Source organism: Aquabacterium sp., assembly GCF_044226965.1.
Lineage (GTDB): Bacteria > Pseudomonadota > Gammaproteobacteria > Burkholderiales > Burkholderiaceae_C > Pseudaquabacterium.
Genome location: NZ_JBGAGA010000048.1, coordinates 1 through 19,081 on the forward strand (window position 1 = coordinate 1; position 19,081 = coordinate 19,081).

General features: G+C 72.6%; 17 protein-coding genes. 6 read left to right on the top strand and 11 right to left on the bottom strand.

Annotated features, from left to right (window positions below):
• Positions 1–31: 31 nt before the first annotated feature.
• From puhC to bchF, 10 genes are read right to left on the bottom strand one after another with little or no spacing between them, the layout of a single operon-like run.
• Positions 32–472: a photosynthetic complex assembly protein PuhC gene (puhC, locus tag ACILR4_RS19470; RefSeq protein ID WP_395702531.1), complete on the bottom strand. Its 441-nt coding sequence runs from the start codon at positions 470–472 to the stop codon at positions 32–34.
• A gap of 29 nt (positions 473–501) precedes the next feature.
• Positions 502–1,185 carry a photosynthetic complex putative assembly protein PuhB gene (gene puhB / locus ACILR4_RS19475; RefSeq protein ID WP_395702532.1) on the bottom strand — a complete coding sequence of 228 codons (684 nt, stop codon included), beginning with the start codon at positions 1,183–1,185 and terminating at the stop codon, positions 502–504.
• Positions 1,182–1,955 carry a photosynthetic reaction center subunit H gene (gene puhA, locus ACILR4_RS19480; RefSeq protein ID WP_395702533.1) on the bottom strand — a complete coding sequence of 258 codons (774 nt, stop codon included), beginning with the start codon at positions 1,953–1,955 and terminating at the stop codon, positions 1,182–1,184. The genes puhB and puhA overlap by 4 nt, the downstream gene beginning before the upstream one ends.
• A gap of 20 nt (positions 1,956–1,975) precedes the next feature.
• Positions 1,976–3,439, bottom strand: coding sequence for a BCD family MFS transporter (locus ACILR4_RS19485; RefSeq protein ID WP_395702534.1), 1,464 nt, complete (start codon positions 3,437–3,439; stop codon positions 1,976–1,978).
• Complete coding sequence (gene bchM / locus ACILR4_RS19490; protein ID WP_395702535.1) at positions 3,436–4,134, bottom strand: magnesium protoporphyrin IX methyltransferase; 699 nt, start codon at positions 4,132–4,134, stop codon at positions 3,436–3,438. Before bchM ends, ACILR4_RS19485 begins: the two co-directional genes overlap by 4 nt.
• Positions 4,134–5,042, bottom strand: coding sequence for a ferredoxin:protochlorophyllide reductase (ATP-dependent) iron-sulfur ATP-binding protein (bchL, locus tag ACILR4_RS19495; protein WP_395702536.1), 909 nt, complete (start codon positions 5,040–5,042; stop codon positions 4,134–4,136). Before bchL ends, bchM begins: the two co-directional genes overlap by 1 nt.
• On the bottom strand, positions 5,039–8,848 hold the full coding sequence (locus tag ACILR4_RS19500; protein WP_395702537.1) for a magnesium chelatase subunit H: 3,810 nt from the start codon (positions 8,846–8,848) through the stop codon (positions 5,039–5,041). Before ACILR4_RS19500 ends, bchL begins: the two co-directional genes overlap by 4 nt.
• Positions 8,823–10,376: a ferredoxin:protochlorophyllide reductase (ATP-dependent) subunit B gene (bchB, locus tag ACILR4_RS19505; protein WP_395702538.1), complete on the bottom strand. Its 1,554-nt coding sequence runs from the start codon at positions 10,374–10,376 to the stop codon at positions 8,823–8,825. Before bchB ends, ACILR4_RS19500 begins: the two co-directional genes overlap by 26 nt.
• 13 nt (positions 10,377–10,389) lie before the next feature.
• Positions 10,390–11,667 (bottom strand): ferredoxin:protochlorophyllide reductase (ATP-dependent) subunit N, encoded by a 1,278-nt coding sequence (locus ACILR4_RS19510; RefSeq protein WP_395702539.1) that lies wholly within the window; start codon positions 11,665–11,667, stop codon positions 10,390–10,392.
• Positions 11,664–12,176 (bottom strand): 2-vinyl bacteriochlorophyllide hydratase, encoded by a 513-nt coding sequence (gene bchF / locus ACILR4_RS19515; RefSeq protein ID WP_395702540.1) that lies wholly within the window; start codon positions 12,174–12,176, stop codon positions 11,664–11,666. The genes ACILR4_RS19510 and bchF overlap by 4 nt, the downstream gene beginning before the upstream one ends.
• 272 nt (positions 12,177–12,448) lie before the next feature.
• On the opposite strand from bchF, the gene ACILR4_RS19520 reads away from it, so the two are divergent.
• Entirely contained in the window at positions 12,449–13,330 is an 882-nt protein-coding gene (locus tag ACILR4_RS19520; protein ID WP_395702570.1) for a B12-binding domain-containing protein, read from the top strand.
• 78 nt (positions 13,331–13,408) lie between these two features.
• Entirely contained in the window at positions 13,409–14,848 is a 1,440-nt protein-coding gene (ppsR, locus tag ACILR4_RS19525) for a transcriptional regulator PpsR (protein WP_395702541.1), read from the top strand.
• A 57-nt stretch (positions 14,849–14,905) separates the two neighbouring features.
• On the opposite strand, the gene ACILR4_RS19530 is transcribed toward ppsR, so the two are convergent.
• A complete protein-coding gene (locus tag ACILR4_RS19530; protein WP_395702542.1) occupies positions 14,906–15,061 on the bottom strand; it encodes a hypothetical protein in 156 nt (51 codons plus the stop codon).
• A 48-nt stretch (positions 15,062–15,109) separates the two neighbouring features.
• On the opposite strand from ACILR4_RS19530, the gene chlG reads away from it, so the two are divergent.
• The 4 genes from chlG to ACILR4_RS19550 are packed head-to-tail and all read left to right on the top strand — an operon-like array spanning position 15,110 to position 19,074.
• A complete protein-coding gene (gene chlG / locus ACILR4_RS19535; protein WP_395702543.1) occupies positions 15,110–16,027 on the top strand; it encodes a chlorophyll synthase ChlG in 918 nt (305 codons plus the stop codon).
• 1 nt (position 16,028) lies between these two features.
• Complete coding sequence (locus ACILR4_RS19540; protein ID WP_395702544.1) at positions 16,029–17,351, top strand: BCD family MFS transporter; 1,323 nt, start codon at positions 16,029–16,031, stop codon at positions 17,349–17,351.
• An 8-nt stretch (positions 17,352–17,359) separates the two neighbouring features.
• Positions 17,360–18,553, top strand: a complete 1,194-nt coding sequence (locus ACILR4_RS19545; protein WP_395702545.1) for a geranylgeranyl diphosphate reductase — start codon at positions 17,360–17,362, stop codon at positions 18,551–18,553.
• Entirely contained in the window at positions 18,550–19,074 is a 525-nt protein-coding gene (locus tag ACILR4_RS19550) for a TspO/MBR family protein (protein WP_395702546.1), read from the top strand. The genes ACILR4_RS19545 and ACILR4_RS19550 overlap by 4 nt, the downstream gene beginning before the upstream one ends.
• Positions 19,075–19,081 lie beyond the last annotated feature (7 nt).

A 19,081-nucleotide genomic window follows, 5' to 3' on the forward strand; every position in this document is an offset into this window, starting at 1 on the left:
GTCCATGGGCGCTCTCTCGTCGGGTGAGGTGTCAGGTCGAGGGCCGGGTCAGCAGGCGGGCGAACACGCCGGCGTTGGTCGGGCCGAAGGACCGCAGGTCGATCTGCCGGCCGGTGGCCGGGTCTTCGAGCAGCAACCGGCCGTCCGTGCGCAGCAGCAGCCGGAACGGGGTCTCGGCGCCGAGGCCCTGGCGGCGACGTTCGCGCACCAGGCCGCGCACGGCGCTGCGCAGGAAGCCATTGGTGCCGGGCGCGACGCTGTCGATGGCCCGGCCGCTGCGCGCATCGGCGATCGTGATGCCGCCGTCGTCGCGGTCTTCGAAGCGCAGCAGGCGCTCGTCGGCGGCGCTGGCGGGCGCGGCAGACAGGGTGGCCGCGCCACTCCAGCGCGCCAGCGCCACGAACGCCAGGGTGCCGGCCAGCAGCAGGCCCAGCGCCAGCAGCGGCAGGCGGGGGGTGGCGGCAGCAGCCATGGTGAAGACGGTCGGCGGGCGGCGGCCCATCAGGCGGCGCGCGCCTCGGGCTGCAGGGTCGGGCGTGCGGGCACCGTAGCCGGCGGCACGCTGGCGCCGGCCTTGTTCGGCGCCGCCACCGCCGCGGGCGCAGCCCCGGCGAGCCAGGCTTCGCGCAAAAGGCGGGCCACCGGCGCCACCTGCGGCAGGCCGCGCAGCATGGGCTGCGGTTGGCGCAGCTGCCACGGCCGCGCATGCGGCCACAGGTGCAGCCAGGCGATGCGGTTGCCAGGGGCCAGGCTGAGCACGATGTCGCCGCTGCCGTCGTCCGACTGGCGCACCGCGGCCGCTGCAATCTGGCGATAGGGCAGGTTGAAGCTGAGGCTGAGCACGATGCCCACCCGCATCACCACGCGCCGGTCGGTGACGGTGTAGACGGTGGTGCGCGCGAGCAGCCGGGCCCACGCGAACACGATGCCCAGCGCCAGCAGCGGCAGCGGCAGCACCCAGGCCACCGCCTGCAGCACCTGCAGCGGGCCGCCGCCGTCGTGGGCCACGCTCGCCGCGCGCCAGGCCAGCAGCAGCCCGAAGTACAGCGCCAGCTTGCGCCAGTGCAAGGCTTCGCGGGCCAGCAGCGCCGCGCTCGGCGCGCCCTGCCACAGCAGCCGCTCGCCGGCCGGCAGGGCCTCCGGCAGGCCGTGCACCGGCTCGAATTCGTGCTCGCCGGTGATCACAGCAGCGGCTCCGCGCGGTCGGCGGTGGCGTAGAGCGTGCCGGCGCCGTAGAAGGCCATCACCTTCTCCTCTTCGAGCAGCGTCACCTGGTCGGGCTGGCGCAGCGTCGGCACCTTCGCGAACTGGCTGGCCAGCAGCGCCTGCACCCGGACGCGGCGCCGGTCGATGCGGGCGAAGTTCACCGGCAGCAGCACGCGCCCGCCGCCGCCGGGCAGCTGCACCTCGAGGTAGCGGAACAGCATCTCGGCCTGGTCGACCCACAGGTCCACCACTTCGCCGGCCGTGGCACCGTCGGCGCCGATCACCGGCAGGCCACGCGGGTCGGGGTCGGCCGCGGCCACGCCGAAGGCCGGTGCGGCGCGCAGCGGCAGCAGGCGCGGGGCGCCTTCCAGCGTGGTGTCGGGCAGGTCTGCGCGCTGGGCGTGGCTGCCGGGGCCGACGCCCGACTGCAAGGCATCGCCCTGCGGCACCAGCGGTGCGCCGGGCCACGGGCCGCTGGGCTTCGCCTTCAACGCGGGCGCCGCGGGGTCCGGCCGCGGCACGCTGACGCTGCGGCCGTCACGCAGGCGGTAGGTCTTGGGCACCGGCATCGCCGGCCAGCCCTGGATCGGCACCCGCGGCGCGCGGGCGGAGCGGTCGGATTCCAGCGGATAGCCCTCGCGCTTGTTCTCGCGGTGCAGGTAGACGATCAAGCCTGCAAAGAAGATCCAGAACGCGTACAGCACCAGCTGTGCAACGTCGATGTAGGCCGTGATGGCACCGGTTTGCATACGCGCTCTCCTTTGAAGCCCTAGCCGGGAAACTCGGCGAGACCGAACTTCGGTCCCTGTGGTGGCCGCGCCGAGTGCTGACGCACCAGCGGGCCGATGGCGATCAAGGTCGCGAACAGCAGCGCGATCTCGAGGTGATAGACGACGCTGTAGCCCACGGTCGGCCCGCCCAGCGCAGGCCCGAGCCAGCCCGTGCGGGCCAGGGCGTCCACGCCGTCGCGCAGCGCACCGCCCAGGCCGATGGCGCCGCCGGCCGCACAGGCCTGCACCGCACCCCAGGCGCCCAGCACCAGGCCGCTGTTGCCGGCGCCGCGCGGGTCGGCCAGCTCCATCGCCGCGGTGAGGCTGCTCACCGCGAACAGGCCGCCGCCAAAGCCGATCAGCACCACACCGGCGCAGAACAGCGCCGGCGCGAGCAGCGGTGCCGAGAAGATGACCATGCCGAAGGCCAGCACGCCGGTCAGTGCGCCGGCGGCGGCCAGCCGCTGCGGGTCAGCGCCCCGTTGCAGCTGCCGCGCCGCCAGCGCGAAGGCGCACAGCGCGCCCACGGCCAGCCAGGCCGTCAGCAGGCTGGTGGCCGCCACCGGCAGCTGCAGCACCGCGCCGCCATAGGGCTCGAGCACGATGTCCTGCATGTTGAAGGCCGCCGTGCCCAGCGCCACGGCCACCAGGAAGCGCCGGGTGCGGGGCTGCGCCGCAAAGACGCGCCAGGCCGCGCGGAAGTCCAGCGCGGCGTCGGCGGCGGGCGCGATGCCACCGCGCGGTTCCTGCTTCCACAGCGCCACGATGTTCAGCGCCATGGTCATCATCGCGGCGCCCTGCACCACCTGGATCAGGCGCATCGGGCTGAACGTGCGCAGCAGCGCGCCGAAGGCCAGGCCGCCCAGCATCAGGCCCACCAGCAGCATCACGTACATCAGCGCCACCACGCGCGGGCGGTTGGCCTCGGGTGCCAGGTCGGTGGCCAACGCCAGGCCGGCGGTCTGGGTGGTCTGCATGCCGGCGCCCACCAGCAGGAAGGCCAGCGCGGCGGCCACGGTGCCCACCCACTGCGGGCCGTGCGTGTCGCCCGACAGGATCAGCAGCGAGAACGGCATGATCGCCAGCCCGCCGAACTGCAGCAGCGAGCCGAACCAGAGATACGGCACGCGGCGCCAGCCGAGCACCGAGCGATGGGTGTCGGAGCGGAAGCCCACCAGCGCACGGAACGGCGCCAGCAGCAGCGGCAGTGCCACCATCGTCGACACCAGCCAGGCGGCGACGCCCAGCTCGAGGATCATCACCCGGTTCAGCGTGCCCACCATCAGCGCGCCGGCCATGCCCACCGACGCCTGGAACAGCGACAGCCGCAGCAGCCGGCCCAGCGGCAGCTCGGTGCTGGCGGCGTCGGCAAAGGGCAGCAGGCGCGGGCTGAGCAGGCGCCAGGCGCGCACGACGCGTGAGCCTGCCCTGCCCTGCACCACCGCGCTGGCCTGGGATTTCATGAGGCCACCAGTTCGAGCGCCTGGGAGGTGTAGAACCCGCCCCCCACGCGGCGTGAACGCCCGATCGCAAAGCCGGCCAGGCCCGGCTGGCGGCCGATGAGCCGCTGCATCGTAGCCTCGGCCACCGGCACCACCGAAGGGGCCCGGTCGCCGCGCGGGAAGCAGCGGCCCACCGCCCACATTGCCGTCAGCAGCGGCGTGCGGGGCACGTGGGTGAAGACCAGCGAGCAGCGCGTGCGCTGGGCCAGGCGGTCCAGCGCGCGCACCGCATCGCGGCTGTCGTAGTGGATCAGCGAGTCCATCGCTATCACGTGATCGAAGCGGCCAAGGCCTTCGTCGAGCATGTCGCCCGAAAGGAAGCGGATGCGCCCGCGCAGCGCGGTCGGCAGGCGTTCGGCCGCCAGCGCCACCAGCGTGGGCGATAGATCGATCGCCACCACCTCCGCGCCCCGGCGCGCCAGCTCCAGCGCCAGCGCCCCGGTGCCGCAGCCGGCATCCAGCAGGCGCCGGCCGCGCAGGTCGGCAGGCAGCCAGGACAGCAGCGTGGCGCGCATCGTGTCGCGGCCGGCGCGCACGCTGGCGCGGATGCGGCCCAGCGGCGCGTCCGAGGTCAGGCGGGCCCAGGCCTGGGCCGCGGTGCGGTCGAAGTAGTGCTCTATCTCGCCGCGGCGCTGGGTGTAGGGCATCGGGCGCATCAGTCGAACCCCAGCAGGTCGAAGATCTCGCGGTCCTTCAGCGCGGTGGGGGCCAGCGGGTCGGTGCCGGCCCAGAGCTGCGCGGCCAGGCGCAGGTACTCGGCCTGCACCGCGTCCAGCGCGGGCGAGGACTCCATCTCGAACAGCGTGGCCTTCTTCAGCCGGCTGCGGCGCACCACGTCCAGGTCGTCGAAGCGGGCCATGGTCTTCAGGCCCACGCGTTCGTTGAAGCGGTCGATCTGGTCGGTGGCCGCGCTGCGGTTGGCCACCACGCCGCCCAGCCGCACGCGGTAGTTCTTGGCCTTGGCGCCGATGGCCTGCACGATGCGGTTCATCGCGAAGATCGAGTCGAAGTCGTTGGCGGTCACGATCAGCGCGCGGTCGGCATGCTGCAGCGGCGCCGCGAAGCCGCCGCACACCACGTCGCCCAGCACGTCGAAGATCACCACGTCGGTGTCGTCGAGCAGGTGGTGCTCCTTCAGCAGCTTCACGGTCTGCCCCACCACGTAGCCGCCGCAGCCGGTGCCGGCCGGCGGCCCGCCGGCCTCCACGCACATCACGCCGTTGTAGCCGGGGAACACGAAGTCCTCGATCCGCAGCTCCTCGGGATGGAAGTCCACCGACTCGAGCACGTCGATGACCGTGGGCACCAGCCGCTTGGTGAGCGTGAAGGTCGAGTCGTGCTTCGGATCGCAGCCGATCTGCAGCACCCGCTTGCCGAGCTTGCTGAAGGCCACCGAGAGGTTCGACGAGGTGGTGCTCTTGCCGATGCCCCCCTTGCCATAGACCGCAAAGACCTTGGCCGTGCCGATGTTGACGGTGGGGTCGAGCTGCACCTGCACGCTGCCCTCGCCGTCGGGTCGGCGCGTCTGCACGGTGGGGAATGGGAGGGTCGTGGTTTGCATCATGCGGCGGCCTTGTCGACGTACACACCCTCGAGGCGATCCTCGAGTTCTTCGCTGGCGCTGCGCAGCGCGTCCAGCACCTCGCCCGCGGGCGACCAGTACTGGCGACGCTGCGCCTCGAGCAGCCGATGGGCCACGCGCGCGGACGCGGTGGGGTTGAGCTCGGCCAGCCGCTGGCGCATGGCCGGGTCGAGCATGAAGGTTTCGGTGATCTGCTGGTACACCCAGGGCTGCACCTGGCCGGTGGTGGCCGACCAGCCGAGCGTGTTGGTCACGTGCTGCTCGATCTGGTGCACGCCTTCGTAGCCGTGGGCCAGCAGGCCTTCGTACCACTTGGGGTTGAGCATGCGGGTGCGGGTCTCCAGCGCCACCTGTTCGGCCAGCGTGCGCACGGTGCCGCCGCCCAGGTTGTCGCTGGTCTGGTCGCCGATGTAGACCGGGGCCACCTCGGCGGCGGTGCCCTGCGCCGCGGTCTTGGCGCGCTGCACCGCGCGGCTGATGCCGCCCAGCGTGTCGAAATAGGTGTCGATGGTGGTGACGCCGAGCTCGACCGATTCGAGGTTCTGGTAGGCCAGCTGCACGCCGGCCAGCACGCTGTGCAGCAGCGCGGGCTGCTGCACCGCCCGGCCGCCGCGCCCGTAGGCGAAGCCCTTGCGGCGGGTGTAGGTCTCGGCCAGTTCGTCGGCTTCTTCCCAGCGGCTGCCGTCGACCAGGCTGCTGACGTTGGCGCCATAGGCCCCTTCGGCATTGCCGAACACGCGCAGGGCCGCGGTTTCCAGGTCGCCGCCGTGTTCGGCCTGGAAGGCCAGCGCATGGCGGCGCACGCAGTTCAGCTCGGGCGGCTCGTCGGCCGCCGCGGCCAGGTAGGCGGCCTCGGCCAGCAGCCGCACCTGCAGCGGCAGCAGGTCGCGGAAGATGCCCGAGAGCGTGACCATCACGTCGATGCGCGGCCGCCCCAGCGTGGCCAGCGGCACCAGCTGCGCGCCGGCCAGCCGGCCGTAGCCGTCGAAGCGGGGCTCGGCGCCCATCAGCGCCAGCACCTGGCCGATGGCCGCGCCCTCGGTCTTCAGGTTGTCGGTGCCCCACAGCACGATGGCGACCGACTCGGGCTGCGGATGGCCCGCCGCGCGGTGCGCGGCCAGCAGGCGCTCGGCCTGGCGGGCGCCGTCGCGCACCGCATAGGCGCTGGGCAGACGGAACGGGTCGAAGCCGTGCAGGTTGCGGCCGGTGGGCAGCACCGCCGGATTGCGCAGCAGGTCGCCGCCGGGGGCCGGCCGCAGATAGCGTCCGTCGAGCGCCCGCAGCAAGCCGGCGGTTTCGTGGTCTTCGGCGAGCAGCCGGTCGCTGCGCTGCAGCGATTGCCACTGCGCCAGCGCGGCGGCATCGCCCGCGGCCAGCGCTTCGGGCGCCGCGCCGTCCACCAGCGCCTGCACCTGGGCCCGCTGCGGCGGCTGGCCGGACGATGCCTCGGCCAGCGCCAGCAGCAGATCGGTGCGCTGCTCGGGCGTGAGCACCCGGCCCAGCACGTGCAGGCCGTGCGGGATCAGCGTGTATTCCAGCTCGCGCACCGCATCGGCCAGGCGGGCCACCTGCGCCGGCGCATCCGCGCTCCAGGCCGGCACGGCTGCGCACAGTTCCAGTGGCGCGGCCTGGGCCTGGATCATCGTGGCCAGCTCGGCCGCCTCGGCCTGCGCGGCGGGGTCGAGGCCACGGTGTCGCTCGATCAGCGCCTTCAGGTCCAGCAGCCCCTTGTAGAGCCCGGCATGGGCCACCGGCGGCGTGAGGTAGCTCACCAGCGTGGCCGCGGCCCGGCGCTTGGCGATCATGCCCTCGGACGGGTTGTTCGAGGCATAGAGGTAGATGTTCGGCAGGTCGCCGATCAGCCGGTCGGGCCAGCAGCGTCCGCTCAGGCCGGCCTGCTTGCCGGGCATGAACTCGAGCGCGCCGTGGGTGCCGAAGTGCAGCACCGCATGGGCCTCGAAGTCTTCGCGCAGCCAGCGGTAGAAGGCCGAGAACGCATGCGTGGGCGCGAAGCCGCGCTCGAACAGCAGCCGCATCGGGTCGCCTTCGTGGCCAAAGGCGGGCTGGATGCCGACGAAGACATTGCCGAAGCGTTCGCCCAACACGAAAAGCGAGCGGCCATCGCTCTGGTGCTTGCCGGGCGCCGGGCCCCACTGGGCTTCGATCTGCCGCAGGTGCTTTTCACGTCGCAGGTGCTCGTTGACCGGGATGCGCGCATGCACGTTGGCGTCGGCGCCGAACATCGCGGCATTGCCGTGCAGCACCCGCTCCCGCAGCGCTTGCGCCGTGGCCGGCAGGTCGACGGTGTAGCCCTCGCGTTGCATCGCGGCCAGCACATGGTGCAGCGACTCGAACACCGAGAGGAAGGCGGCCGTGCCGGTGTGCCCCGCATTGGGCGGGAAGTTGAACAGCACGGCCGCGACGCGGCGCTGCGCGCGCTCGCTGCGGCGCAAGGCCACCAGCCGCGCGACCCGGGCGGCCAGCGCCTCGGAGCGTTCGGGGCAGTGCTGCATGTCGTGCTCGCCCAGGCTGTGCTCGAAGCTGCAGCCCCGGCTGCAGCCGGTGCACACCGTGTGCTGTCCGCTGGCGCGACCGCCGAACACCATCGGCCCGGTGGCGCCGTCCAGCTCGGGGATGGCCACCATCATCGTGGACTCCACCGGCAGCAGGCCGCGTTCGGAGCCGCCCCACTGGTCCAGGGTCTGGAACTCCACCGGCATCACGGCGAGATACGGCACGTCCAGCCGCGCCAGCAGTGCCTCGGCCGCGGGCGAATCGTTGTAGGCCGGGCCGCCGACCAGCGAGAAGCCGGTGAGCGACACTAGCGCGTCGATGCAGGGCCGGCCGTGGCGGAAGAAGAAGGCCTCGGCCACGGGCCGCGCGTCGAGCCCGGTGGCGAACACCGGCAGCACGCGCAGGCCGCGGGCTTCGAGCGCCTCGATCACGCCGTCGTAGTGCGCGCTGTTGCCCGCCAGCAGGTACGAGCGCAGCAGCAGCACGCCCACGGTGCCCTGCGTGCCCCGCAGCGCCTGGGGCGGCAGGTCCTCGGCATCGGCCGACAGCCGCGTTGGCATCTGCGGGTGGTAGACGCCCATCTCGGGATAGGACTGCGGCGGCGCCACCGGCGCGCGGCCGCGCAGCACGCGGCGCGGCCCGTCGGCATAGCGGTCGACCAGCATGTGCACCAGGTGCGCGATGTTGTCTTCCGAGCCCGCCAGCCAGTACTGCAGCGTGAGGAAATAGGCTCGCACGTCCTGCGCCGTGCCGGGAATGAAGCGCAGCAACTGGGGCAGCCGGCGCAGCAGCTTCATCTGCCGCGCGCCCGCGCTGGCAGGCACGCCACGCGCCTCGCCCGCGGCCGGCGGCTTGCCGCGCAGCCGGCGCAACAGTGCCATCGGGCCGCTGGCCGGCGTGTCCATGTTGAAGCGGCCCATGCGGGTGAGCTTCATCACCTCGCCGGCCGACATGACGCAGACCATCGCGTCGCACAGCGGGCGGCGTGCCCGCAGCGCCGGCAGCAGGGGCAGGTAGTGCTCCTCCATGAAGAGCATGGTCACGATGACGAGGTCGGCCTGGCCGATGTCGTCTTCGCAGCGGCGCAGCGCATCGGGCTTGCCGGCCCATTCAGAGGCGGCATGCACCGCGAACTGCAGCGTGGGCATCCAGGCCCGCAGCCGATGCGCCGCGCGTTCGGCCGCGCTGGCCAGATGGCTGTCCATCGTGACGAGCACGACGCGCAGGCTCGGATCGCCTGCCGGCGTTTCAGCGGCTGAAGTGCGCCTTGGCATCGTAGAGGGTCTCGAGGGTGATCAGCGGCATGCAGCGCTCCTGCGCGTAGCGCTCGGTGTTGCGCCGGGCCTTGCCGCGCACGAAGAACGGGATCTTGCGCAACTCGTGCTCGGCGTCGGGCGACCAGCCAGCGGCCAGCGGCACGTCGGGCGGCAGCGTGGGCGGCAGCACGGGCTCGGCCGGCAGTACCGCGGGCTGGGCGGCCCGGCCCAGATGCGAGGGCGCGGCGTCCTCGTGGAACTCGAAATCGCCACGGAACATGCCGAGCAGGTGCTCCTCCAGCCCCATCATCAGCGGGTGGACCCAGGTGTCGAACAGGACATTGGCGCCCTCGAAGCCCATCTGCGGCGAATAGCGGGCCGGAAAGTCCTGCACATGCACGGGCGCCGAGATCACCGCGCAGGGCAGGCCCAGCCGCTTGGCGATGTGCCGCTCCATCTGCGTGCCCAGCACCAGTTCCGGCTGCAGGCGCGTGATCTCGGCCTCGACCTCGAGGTAATCGTCGGTGATCAGCGGCGCCACGCCGTGGCGCTGCGCGGCCTCGCGCACTTCGCGGGCGAATTCGCGGTTGTAGGCGCCCAGGCCCACCACCTGGAAGCCCAGTTCCTCGGCCGCCACGCGCGCGGCGGCCACTGCATGCGTGGCGTCGCCGAACACGAACACCCGCTTGCCGGTGAGGTAGGTGGCGTCCACCGAACGGGCGTACCAGGGCGCACGCGCGACCTCGGCCTCCAGGTCGGGCGGCACCGGCACCTGCGCCAGCCGGGCGAGCTCGGCGACGAACTCGCGCGTGGCCTGCATGCCGATCGGCACCACGCTGGTGGCCGGCTGGCCGAAGCGGCGCTGCAGCCAGGCGGCGGCCTGGCCGGCGATTTCGGGATATAGCAGCACGTTGAAGTCGGCCTCGCCCAGCCGGGCCAGGTCCGCCGGGCTGGCCCCCAGCGGCGCCACCACGCGCACCTCGATGCCCATGCGCTCGATCAGGCCGCGCACCTCCTGCAGGTCGTCGCGGTGCCGGAAGCCCAGGGCCACCGGCCCCAGGATGTTGCAGCTGGGCCGCGAGGCCACGGGCCGCGGCGAGGCCGGCGGCTGCGCCAGGGCCCGCACCAGCTGCAGGAAGGTCTCGCTGGCGCCCCAGTGCTCCTTGCGCTGGTACGAGGGCAGCTCCAGCGGCACCACCGGGATCGGCAGGTCCAGCGCCCGCACCAGGCCGCCGGGATCGTCCTGGATCAGCTCGGCGGTGCAGGAGGCGCCGACGATCATCGCCTGCGGCCGGAAGCGTTCGTAGGCCTGGCGTGCGGCCGTCTGGAACAGTGCGGCCGTGTCGCCGCCGAGATCGCGCGCCTGGAAGGTGGTGTAGGTGACCGGCGGGCGCCGCGGCAGCCGCTCGATCATCGTGAACAGCAGGTCCGCATAGGTGTCGCCCTGCGGCGCGTGCAGCACGTAGTGCAGGTCCCGCATCGCCGTGGCCACGCGCATCGCGCCCACGTGAGGCGGTCCTTCGTAGGTCCAGAGCGTCAGCTGCATCGCGGGGGTCCCTTCAGGCGGCCAGCAGCGCACGCCGCTGCAGCGGGCGGCTGAACAGCGCGGCCAGGTCGCCGGCCTGCTCGTAGCCCTGGATCGGTGTGAAGACCAGCTCGATCGCCCACTTGGTGGTGAAGCCTTCGGCCTCCAGCGGATTGGCCAGCCCGAGGCCGCAGACCACGATGTCGGGCCGCGCCTGCCGGCAGCGGTCGAGCTGGCGCTCCACGTCCTGGCCTTCGGACAGCTGGCAACCTTCGGGCAGCCAGGCCAGTTCTTCGGCCAGGTGCTGGCGATGCAGGTAGGGCGTGCCGACCTCGGTCAGCTGCAGGCCGAGTTCCCGCGACAGGAAGCGCGCCAGCGGGATCTCGAGCTGCGAATCGGGGAAGAAGAAGACGCTGCGCCCGGCCAGCGCGGCGCGGTGCGGGGCCAGCGCCATCTCGGCCCTGGCGCGCCCAGGTGATATCACGTTATGCACGCGGCCACCGGGAATGCGGAAGGCCTCTGCGGCGGCCTGCAGCCAGGCCGTGGTGCCCTTGGCGCCGAGCGGGAACGGGGCCGCGATGCGCTGTGCGCCGCGCGTTTCAAGGGCGCGCGCGGTGTCCGCGAGGAAGGGCTGGGCCAGCAGGTAGCGGGTGCCCGCCCCGACAGGCGGCATCTCGGCCGCGCGGCGTGCCGGCAGGAAGTGCACCGGCGACAGGCCCATCTCGGCGAACAGGCGCCGGAACTGGTCTTCGACGACATCGGCCAGCGCGCCGACCACCATCAGCGCCGGTGCGTCGTCCCGCGGCAGGCTGGGCACCAGGGCGGCCAGGCAGGCGTCCTCGCCCTGGGTGAAGGTGGTCTCGATGCCGCTGCCCGAATAGTTCAGCACGCGCACGGCCGGCGCATGGCGCTCCGACAGGCGCGCCGCGGCCCGCGACAGGTCGAGCTTGATCACCTCGGACGGGCACGAGCCCACCAGGAACAGCAGCCGGATGTCGGGCCGTCGCTCCAGCAGGCGCGCGACGACGCGGTCGAGCTCGGCATTGGCGTCGGCCAGGCCGGCCAGGTCGCGCTCGTCGATGATGGCGGTGGCGAAGCGCGGCTCGGCAAAGATCATCACGCCCGCGGCCGACTGGATCAGGTGGGCGCAGGTGCGCGAGCCCACCACCAGGAAGAACGCATCCTGGATCTTGCGATGCAGCCAGATGATGCCGGTGAGGCCGCAGAACACCTCGCGCTGGCCACGCTCGCGCAGCACCGGCGTGTCGGCGCAGCCGCCGGCGGGTGTGATCGGGACCGTGCGCATGGTCATGAGGTGGCCCTCCGCGTGCCGGGTGCCGGGCTCGCGGCCCCGCTGCGGGCCGCATCCAGCCGTGCGGCGCGCAGCTTCAGCAGGAACTGCGTCGCGTTGATCGCGTAGCTGGCGTAGGCCGCCAGTGCCAGCAGCAGCTGCTGGCGGGTGTCGAGCCAGCCGGTGGCCAGGGCGACGAGGTAGGCCGTGTGCAGGGCCAGCACGGCCATGCTGAACACGTCCTCCCAGTAGAAGGCCGGCGCGAAGAGGTAGCGGCCGAACACCGCCTTCTCCCACAGGCAGCCGGTGACCATGATGGCGTACAGCGCCAGGGTCTTGACCAGCACCGAGCCGGTCGCCAGCACTTCACCCTGCCCCGTGGCCAGGCAGCGCAGCACCAGCACCAGGCTGACCAGGAACACCAGGAACTGCAGCGGCGCCAGTACGCCCTGCACCACGGTCCAGGGGCTCGCATCGCGGCGCTGGCGCTGGGCGGGCGTGTAGAGCGGGCGAGGCGGCGGGCGGTTCATGCCGGCCAATCTAGACCCGCTTTGTCAAAGTGTCAATCGTGGTTGACGTAAGTTCAATGTGACACTACGCTGCCATCACGCAACTGATTTTCGGGTTTGCCGGCTTGACGCCTGACAAATTTCGCGGACAGTTGCACCGTCACGTCTTTCCTTCGGCATTGGCAGCCGGTGGCATCCATGACGAACCGTATTTAGCAGCAACCGACCGGGTGCCCCGACAGGTCCGCTTCGAGACCCGCCGCATTCGGCCCACGAGGAGACACGTGGTGCAGATGTTCACGAGGGGCCCCTTCCAGGGCAGCGCGGCCGGCCAGGGGGCGCTCAGCCGCTGGGATTGCGAGGCCAGCAGCGAGAGTCCGGGCCCGCGGGCGGAGGACCATGCCGCGTCGCTGTGGCGGACCATCGAATGCGAGATCATCCCGCGCCTGCTGGTGGCGCACCGGGCGCCGAGCAACGATGACCAGGCTCCGGCCAGCCCCGCGCAGGCCGTGGTCCCGGAACAGGTGGCCCGGCTGACCGAACTGGTGCTGGCGCACGACGCCGTCCAGGCGCAGGCCTTCGTGCGGGGCTGCCAGGCCGACGGCCTGGCCCCGGAGCGCCTGTTCATCGAACTGCTCGGGCCGGTGGCTCGGCGGCTCGGCGCCCTGTGGGAAGCCGACCTGTGCGACTTCACGCAGGTGACCATCGGCCTGTGGCGCCTGCAGCAGCTGGTGCACGAATACAGCCCGGCATTCCAGCGCGAACGCAGCGCGCGCGTGGTCACCCGCCGCGCGCTGCTGGCACCGGCACCCGGCTCGCAGCACACGCTGGGCATCGTGATCGTCGGCGAGTTCTTCCGCCGCGCCGGCTGGGAACTGCATGGCGAGGCGACGGCCGACCTGCCGGCCCTGTGCGACCAGCTCGGACGGCGCTGGTTCGACCTGGTCGGCCTGTCGCTGGGTCACCAGGCGCATGTCCCGGCGCTGGCTTCGGCTATCCTCCGCATCCGCAAGGCGTCACTCAACCCTGACACCGTGGTGCTGGTTGGAGGACCCGTGGTCGCCTTGGTGCCCGATTTGGTGGCGATCACCGGTGCCGATGGCACGGCACCGGATGGCGCGAGCGCAGTGACCCTGGCCGAGCGCCTGTTGTCGCAGCGTGCATCTCCTGCTTGACGGCCCGTCGGCCGACCCTGGGGGCCGACGACATGGACGACCCCCGGACCCCGGATGGATGACATAGGCGTAATCGCGGTGAATCAGTTCGATGCCCCCGAGCAGTTGCTGGCCGACATCGATGCGCGGTCGGCGGCTGCGCTGATCTGCGCCGCAGCCGATGTGGCGCTGGTGATCGACAACCAAGGCGTCATCTGCGACGTGTCCATCGCGCGTGACGAACTGGTCTTCGAGGGCAGCGCCGACTGGGTCGGGCGCCATTGGCTCGAGACGGTGACCGTCGAAAGCCGGCCCAAGGTGCTGGCGCTGCTGCGGGACGCGACCGCAGCCGGTGCCGAACGCCAATGGCGGCAGGTGAACCATCCGGTGACCGGCGGACCGGACATTCCCGTGCTGTACGCGGCGCTGCGCGTCGGCCATGAGGGCCGGGTGGTGGCGGTCGGGCGCGACCTGCGGGCCGTCTCGGCGCTGCAGCAGCGGCTGGTCGATGCCCAGCAGGCCCTGGAACGCGACTACCTTCGCCTGCGGCAGACCGAGGCCCGCTACCGGCTGCTGTTCGAGAGCGTCACCGAGGCCGTGCTGCTGGCCGATGCCACCAGCCTGTCGGTGCTGGAAGCCAATCCCGCGGCCCAGCGCCTTCTGGGCGACGGCGGGCGGCGCTGGGTGGGCAAGAGCCTGCTGGAGGCCCTGGAGGCCGATTGCCGATCGGCCGCCGCCGGGGCCCTGGCCAGCGTGCGCAGCACCGGCCGCAGCGAGGACCTGCGCGTGCGCCTGTCGGCCGACGGCCCGGAACTCACCCTCGGCGCGTCGCTGGTGCGCCAGGACAACGGCACCCTGCTGCTGGTGCGGCTGGTGGCAGCGCCGACGGGCCGCGCGGCCGAGCGCGGCCAGGCCAGCGCCGCGCTGCTGCTCGCCGTCGACCGCATGCCGGACGCCTTCGTCGTCACCGATCCGCAGGGACGGGTGCTCACCGCCAACACCACGTTTGCCGAGCTGGTGCAGCTGCCCTCCGGCGAGGCGCTGGTCGGCCAGTCGCTGGACCGCTGGCTCGGCCGCTCGGGCGTGGACCTCAACGTGCTGATGGGCACGCTCAAGCAGCATGGCGTGGTGCGGCTGTTTCCCACCACCTTGCTGGCCGAATTCGGCCTGGCGCTGAAGGTCGAGATCTCGGCAGTGGCGGCCCTGCAGGGCGAGCTGCCCTGCATGGGCTTCACCATCCGCGATGTGGAGCGGCGCCTCGACAACGACGCCCGCGCCGCGCGCGACCTGCCGCCAGCCATCGCCCACCTGGCCGAACTGGTCGGCCGGGTGCCGATGAAGGACATCGTCAGCGAGACCACCGACATGATCGAGCGCATGTGCATCGAGGCGGCGCTCTCGCTGACGCGCGACAACCGCGCCTCGGCGGCCGAGATGCTGGGCCTGTCGCGCCAGAGCCTGTACGTCAAGCTGCGGCGCTACGGTCTCGGCGAGCTGGGCAGCACCAGCGCCGACGGCGCCGCCACCCCGGCGGCCTGACCCGCGGGGCGCGCCGCGCGCACGAGCGCTGCCGCGCCCCAGACGCTTGCAAGGTGCTCAAGGCGTCCAGCCGCCGCCGTGCCACAGGTAGCCAGGCGAGAGCGCGGCCAGCAGCTTCGGCCCGACCCTGCGCAGCCAGCGGCCGCCGGACTCGCCCAGGCGGCGCCAGCGCAGTGACCGCGCGGCCGACGCGGTCTGGACGTCACGGAGCACGGAAGGATGGGCTGTGTTCATGTTGACGACTTGTTGTGTAAACCAGTATTGACATATTCGGCGGCAAAGTCAAAGATTTCCGCCATGAATCGCCCGACGCTGTCGGCCATGGCCGAACTGCTCAAGCCCGTGACCTGGTTTCCGCCGATGTGGGCCTTCGGCTGTGGCGTGGTGGCCTCCGGCATGCCGGTGCAGGGGCGCTGGCCGCTGGTGGCGGCCGGCGTGCTGCTGGCAGGGCCGCTGGTCTGTGCCAGCAGCCAGGCGGTCAACGACTGGTTCGACCGCGAGGTCGATGCCATCAACGAGCCGCAGCGCCCGATTCCTTCGGGGCGCATGCCGGGGCAGTGGGGCCTGTACATCGCATGGGCGTGGGCCGCCCTGTCGATCACCATCGCGTCGCAGCTGGGTCCGCTGGCCCTGGGCGCCGCCGTGCTCGGCCTGCTGCTGGGCTGGGCCTACAGCGCGCCGCCGCTGCGCCTGAAGCGCAATGGCTGGTGGGGCAACAGCGCCTGCGCGCTGTGCTACGAGGGCCTGGCCTGGCTGACCGGTGCCGCGATCATGGCGCTGGGCAGCTGGCCGCATCCACGCTCGCTCGGGCTGGCCTTGCTCTACAGCGTCGGCGCCCACGGCATCATGACGCTGAACGACTTCAAGGCGATCGAGGGCGACCGGCGCATGGGCATCCGCTCGCTGCCGGTGCAACTGGGCATCACGGGCGCCGCCCGCACCGCCTGCGCGATGATGATCGCGCCCCAGCTCGTCGTGGTGGCGTTGCTGCTGACCTGGCAGATGAGCGGCCATGCGCTGGCCGTGGCCGGCCTGGTGCTGGCCCAGCTGCTGATGATGCGCCGCCTGCTGGCCGATCCGGTGGCGCAGGCCCGCTGGTACAGCGGTTTCGGCGTTCCGCTGTTCGTCGCCGGCATGCTGGTGAGTGCTTTCGCGCTGCGCGCGGCGGCGGGGGCCTGAGGTGGCCGGCGCGCACTTCGGCTGGGGGCACATTGCCCGCGTGGGCCTGGTGCAGGCGGCGATCGGGGCGATCGTCGTGCTCACCACCTCCACGCTGAACCGGGTGATGGTGGTCGAGCTGGCCCTGCCGGCACTGCTGCCCGGCCTGCTGGTGGCCCTGCACTATGCGGTGCAGCTGTCGCGTCCGCGCGTGGGCCATGGCTCGGATGCCGGCGGCCGCCGCACACCGTGGATCGCGTCTGGCATGGCCGTGCTGGCGCTGGGCGGCGTGCTCGCCGCGCTGGCCACCGCCTGGATGGGCACGCAGCGCGGCGCCGGCATCACGCTGGCGGTGCTGGCCTTCGTGCTGATCGGGCTGGGCGTCTCGGCCAGCGGCACCAACCTGCTCGTGCTGCTGGCCAAGCGGGTGGCCCCGGAACGCCGCGCCGGCGCCGCCACGCTGGTGTGGCTGATGATGATCGTGGGTTTTGCCGTCACCGCCGGCCTGGCCGGGCGCTGGCTCGATCCCTTCGGCCCGCAGCGCCTGGTGCTGGTCGCCACGGTGGTCTGCGCTGCCGCGCTGGCCGTCGCGCTGGCGGCGCTGGTGGGGCTGGAGGGGCCACCGTCTGCCGTGCCGGCCCACCCGGCCGACCGGCCGACGGCGGTGCCCTTCCGGACCGCGCTGCGCCAGGTGTGGCACGAGCCCGATGCGCGGCGCTTCACGGTGTTCGTCTTCGTCTCGATGCTGGCGTTCAGCGCGCAGGACCTGATCCTCGAACCCTTCGCGGGCAGCGTGCTGGGCTACACACCCGGGCAATCCACCTCGCTGTCCGGCGTGCAGCATGGCGGCGTGCTGGTGGGCATGCTGCTCGCGGCGCTGGCCGGGCGCCGCTTCCGCGGCCGCAGCCTGGGCTCGCTGCGGGCCTGGACGGTGGGCGGCTGCAGCGCTTCGGCCGTGGCGCTGGCGGGCCTGACGCTGGCGGGCCTGGTCGGGCCGGCATGGCCGTTCAAGCTCAACGTCTGGCTGATGGGTGCGGCCAACGGCGTCTTCTCGATCGCCGCGATCGGCTCGATGATGCGGCTTGCCGCCGAAGGCCGCAGCGCACGCGAAGGCACGCGCATGGGCCTGTGGGGCGCCGCGCAGGCCATCGCCTTCGCGCTCGGCGGACTGGTCGGCACAGGCGCGGCAGACCTCTGCCGCTGGCTGATCGGCCAACCCGGTGCCGCCTACGCCACCGTCTTTGCGCTCGAGGCGCTGCTGTTCGTCGTCTCGGCCCGCCTCGCCCTGGCGGTGCGGCCCGGGCCGGCCACCGCGGCCCCGCCCCTGCTCACCGCTGCCGGATGAGGAGCCCCATGGACAGCTACGACATCGTGGTGGTGGGCGGCGGGCCGGCAGGCGCCACCGCCGCCACCGACCTGGCCCGTGCCGGCCTGCGCGTGCTGCTGCTGGACCGCGCCGGCCGCATCAAGCCCTGCGGCGGCGCGATCCCGCCGCGCCTGATCGAGGAGTTCGAGATCCCGGCCTCGCTGCTGGTGGCCCATGCCACCGCCGCCCGCATGGTCGCGCCGAGCCAGCGGCAGGTGGACATCCCGATCGAAGGTGGCTTCGTCGGCATGGTCGACCGTGCACCCTTCGACGAATTCCTGCGCGCCCGTGCTGCCGAAGCCGGTGCGGTGCGCGCCACCGGCCGCTACGAACGGCTGTCACGAGAAGCGTCCGGGCAACTGGTCGTGCACTACACCGAAGAGGCGGCGCCTGCGGCACAGCCGGCCGAGCATCAGGTCACCGCGCGATTGGTGATCGGCGCCGATGGTGCCCGCTCGGCGGTGGCACGGGAGGCCATCCCGGGTGCCGAACGCGGCCGCTTCGTGTTCGCGTACCACGAGATCCTGCGCACGCCGACAGCGCCGCCCGCCGGTTTCGAGGGCTCGCGCTGCGAGGTCCACTACCGTGGCAGCCTGTCGCCCGACTTCTACGGCTGGGTGTTCCCGCACGGCGACACCGTCAGCGTGGGCAGCGGCAGTGCCGACAAGGGCTTCTCGCTACGCACGGCCGTGGCGGCGCTGCGCGCGAGCGTGGCGCTCGACGGCGCCCAGACGCTGCGCCGCGAGGGCGCGCCGATTCCGCTGAAGCCGCTGCCGCGCTGGGACAACGGCCGCGACGTGTTGCTGGCGGGCGACGCTGCCGGCGTCGTCGCACCGGCCTCGGGCGAAGGCATCTATTACGCGATGGCCAGCGGCCGCTTCGCCGCCCAGGCCGCGGCCCAGGCGCTGCGCACCGGCGATGCCCGCGCGCTGCGCCGGGCCCGCCAGCGTTTCATGGCCGCCCATGGCCGCGTCTTTTGGGTGCTGGGCATGATGCAGCGCTTCTGGTACGCCAGCGACCGCCGGCGCGAGCGCTTCGTCGGCATCTGCCGCGATCGCGACGTGCAGCAGCTCACCTTCGAGGCCTACATGCACAAGCGCCTGGTGCGGGCCCGGCCCTGGGCCCACGTGCGCATCTTCTTCAAGGACCTGGCCCACCTGCTGGGCCTGGTGCATGCATGAGTGAACCCCGCGTGGCGGCCCTGCGCCGGCGCGCCGTGCTCGTCGCCGCGCTCGCGGCGCTGACGGTGGCGGTGTTGGGCGGGCTGTCGACCGACATCGGCGCCTGGTACGCCGGGCTGCGCCAGCCGCCGTGGAAGCCGCCGGACGCCTGGTTCGGCCCCGCCTGGACCTTCATCTATGCCTGCACCGCCGCGGCCGGTGCCCTGGCCTGGCTGCGCCTGCGCGAGCCCCGGCACGATGCCGCCCGCCTCGGGTTGCTGGCCGCCTTCGCGGCCAATGGCTGCCTGAACGTGCTGTGGAGCCTGCTCTTCTTCCGCCTGCGGCGGCCAGACTGGGCCCTGCTCGAAGTCGGCGCCCTGTGGCTGTCGATCCTGCTGCTGGTGGTGCTGGTCTTGCGCCACAGCCGGCTCGCGGCCTGGCTGCTGCTGCCTTACCTGGTGTGGGTCAGCTTCGCCGCGACGCTGAATGCCGCGGTGGTGCGGCTCAACGGGCCTTTCGGCGCAGCCGCCGGCAGCGCCTGACACCGTG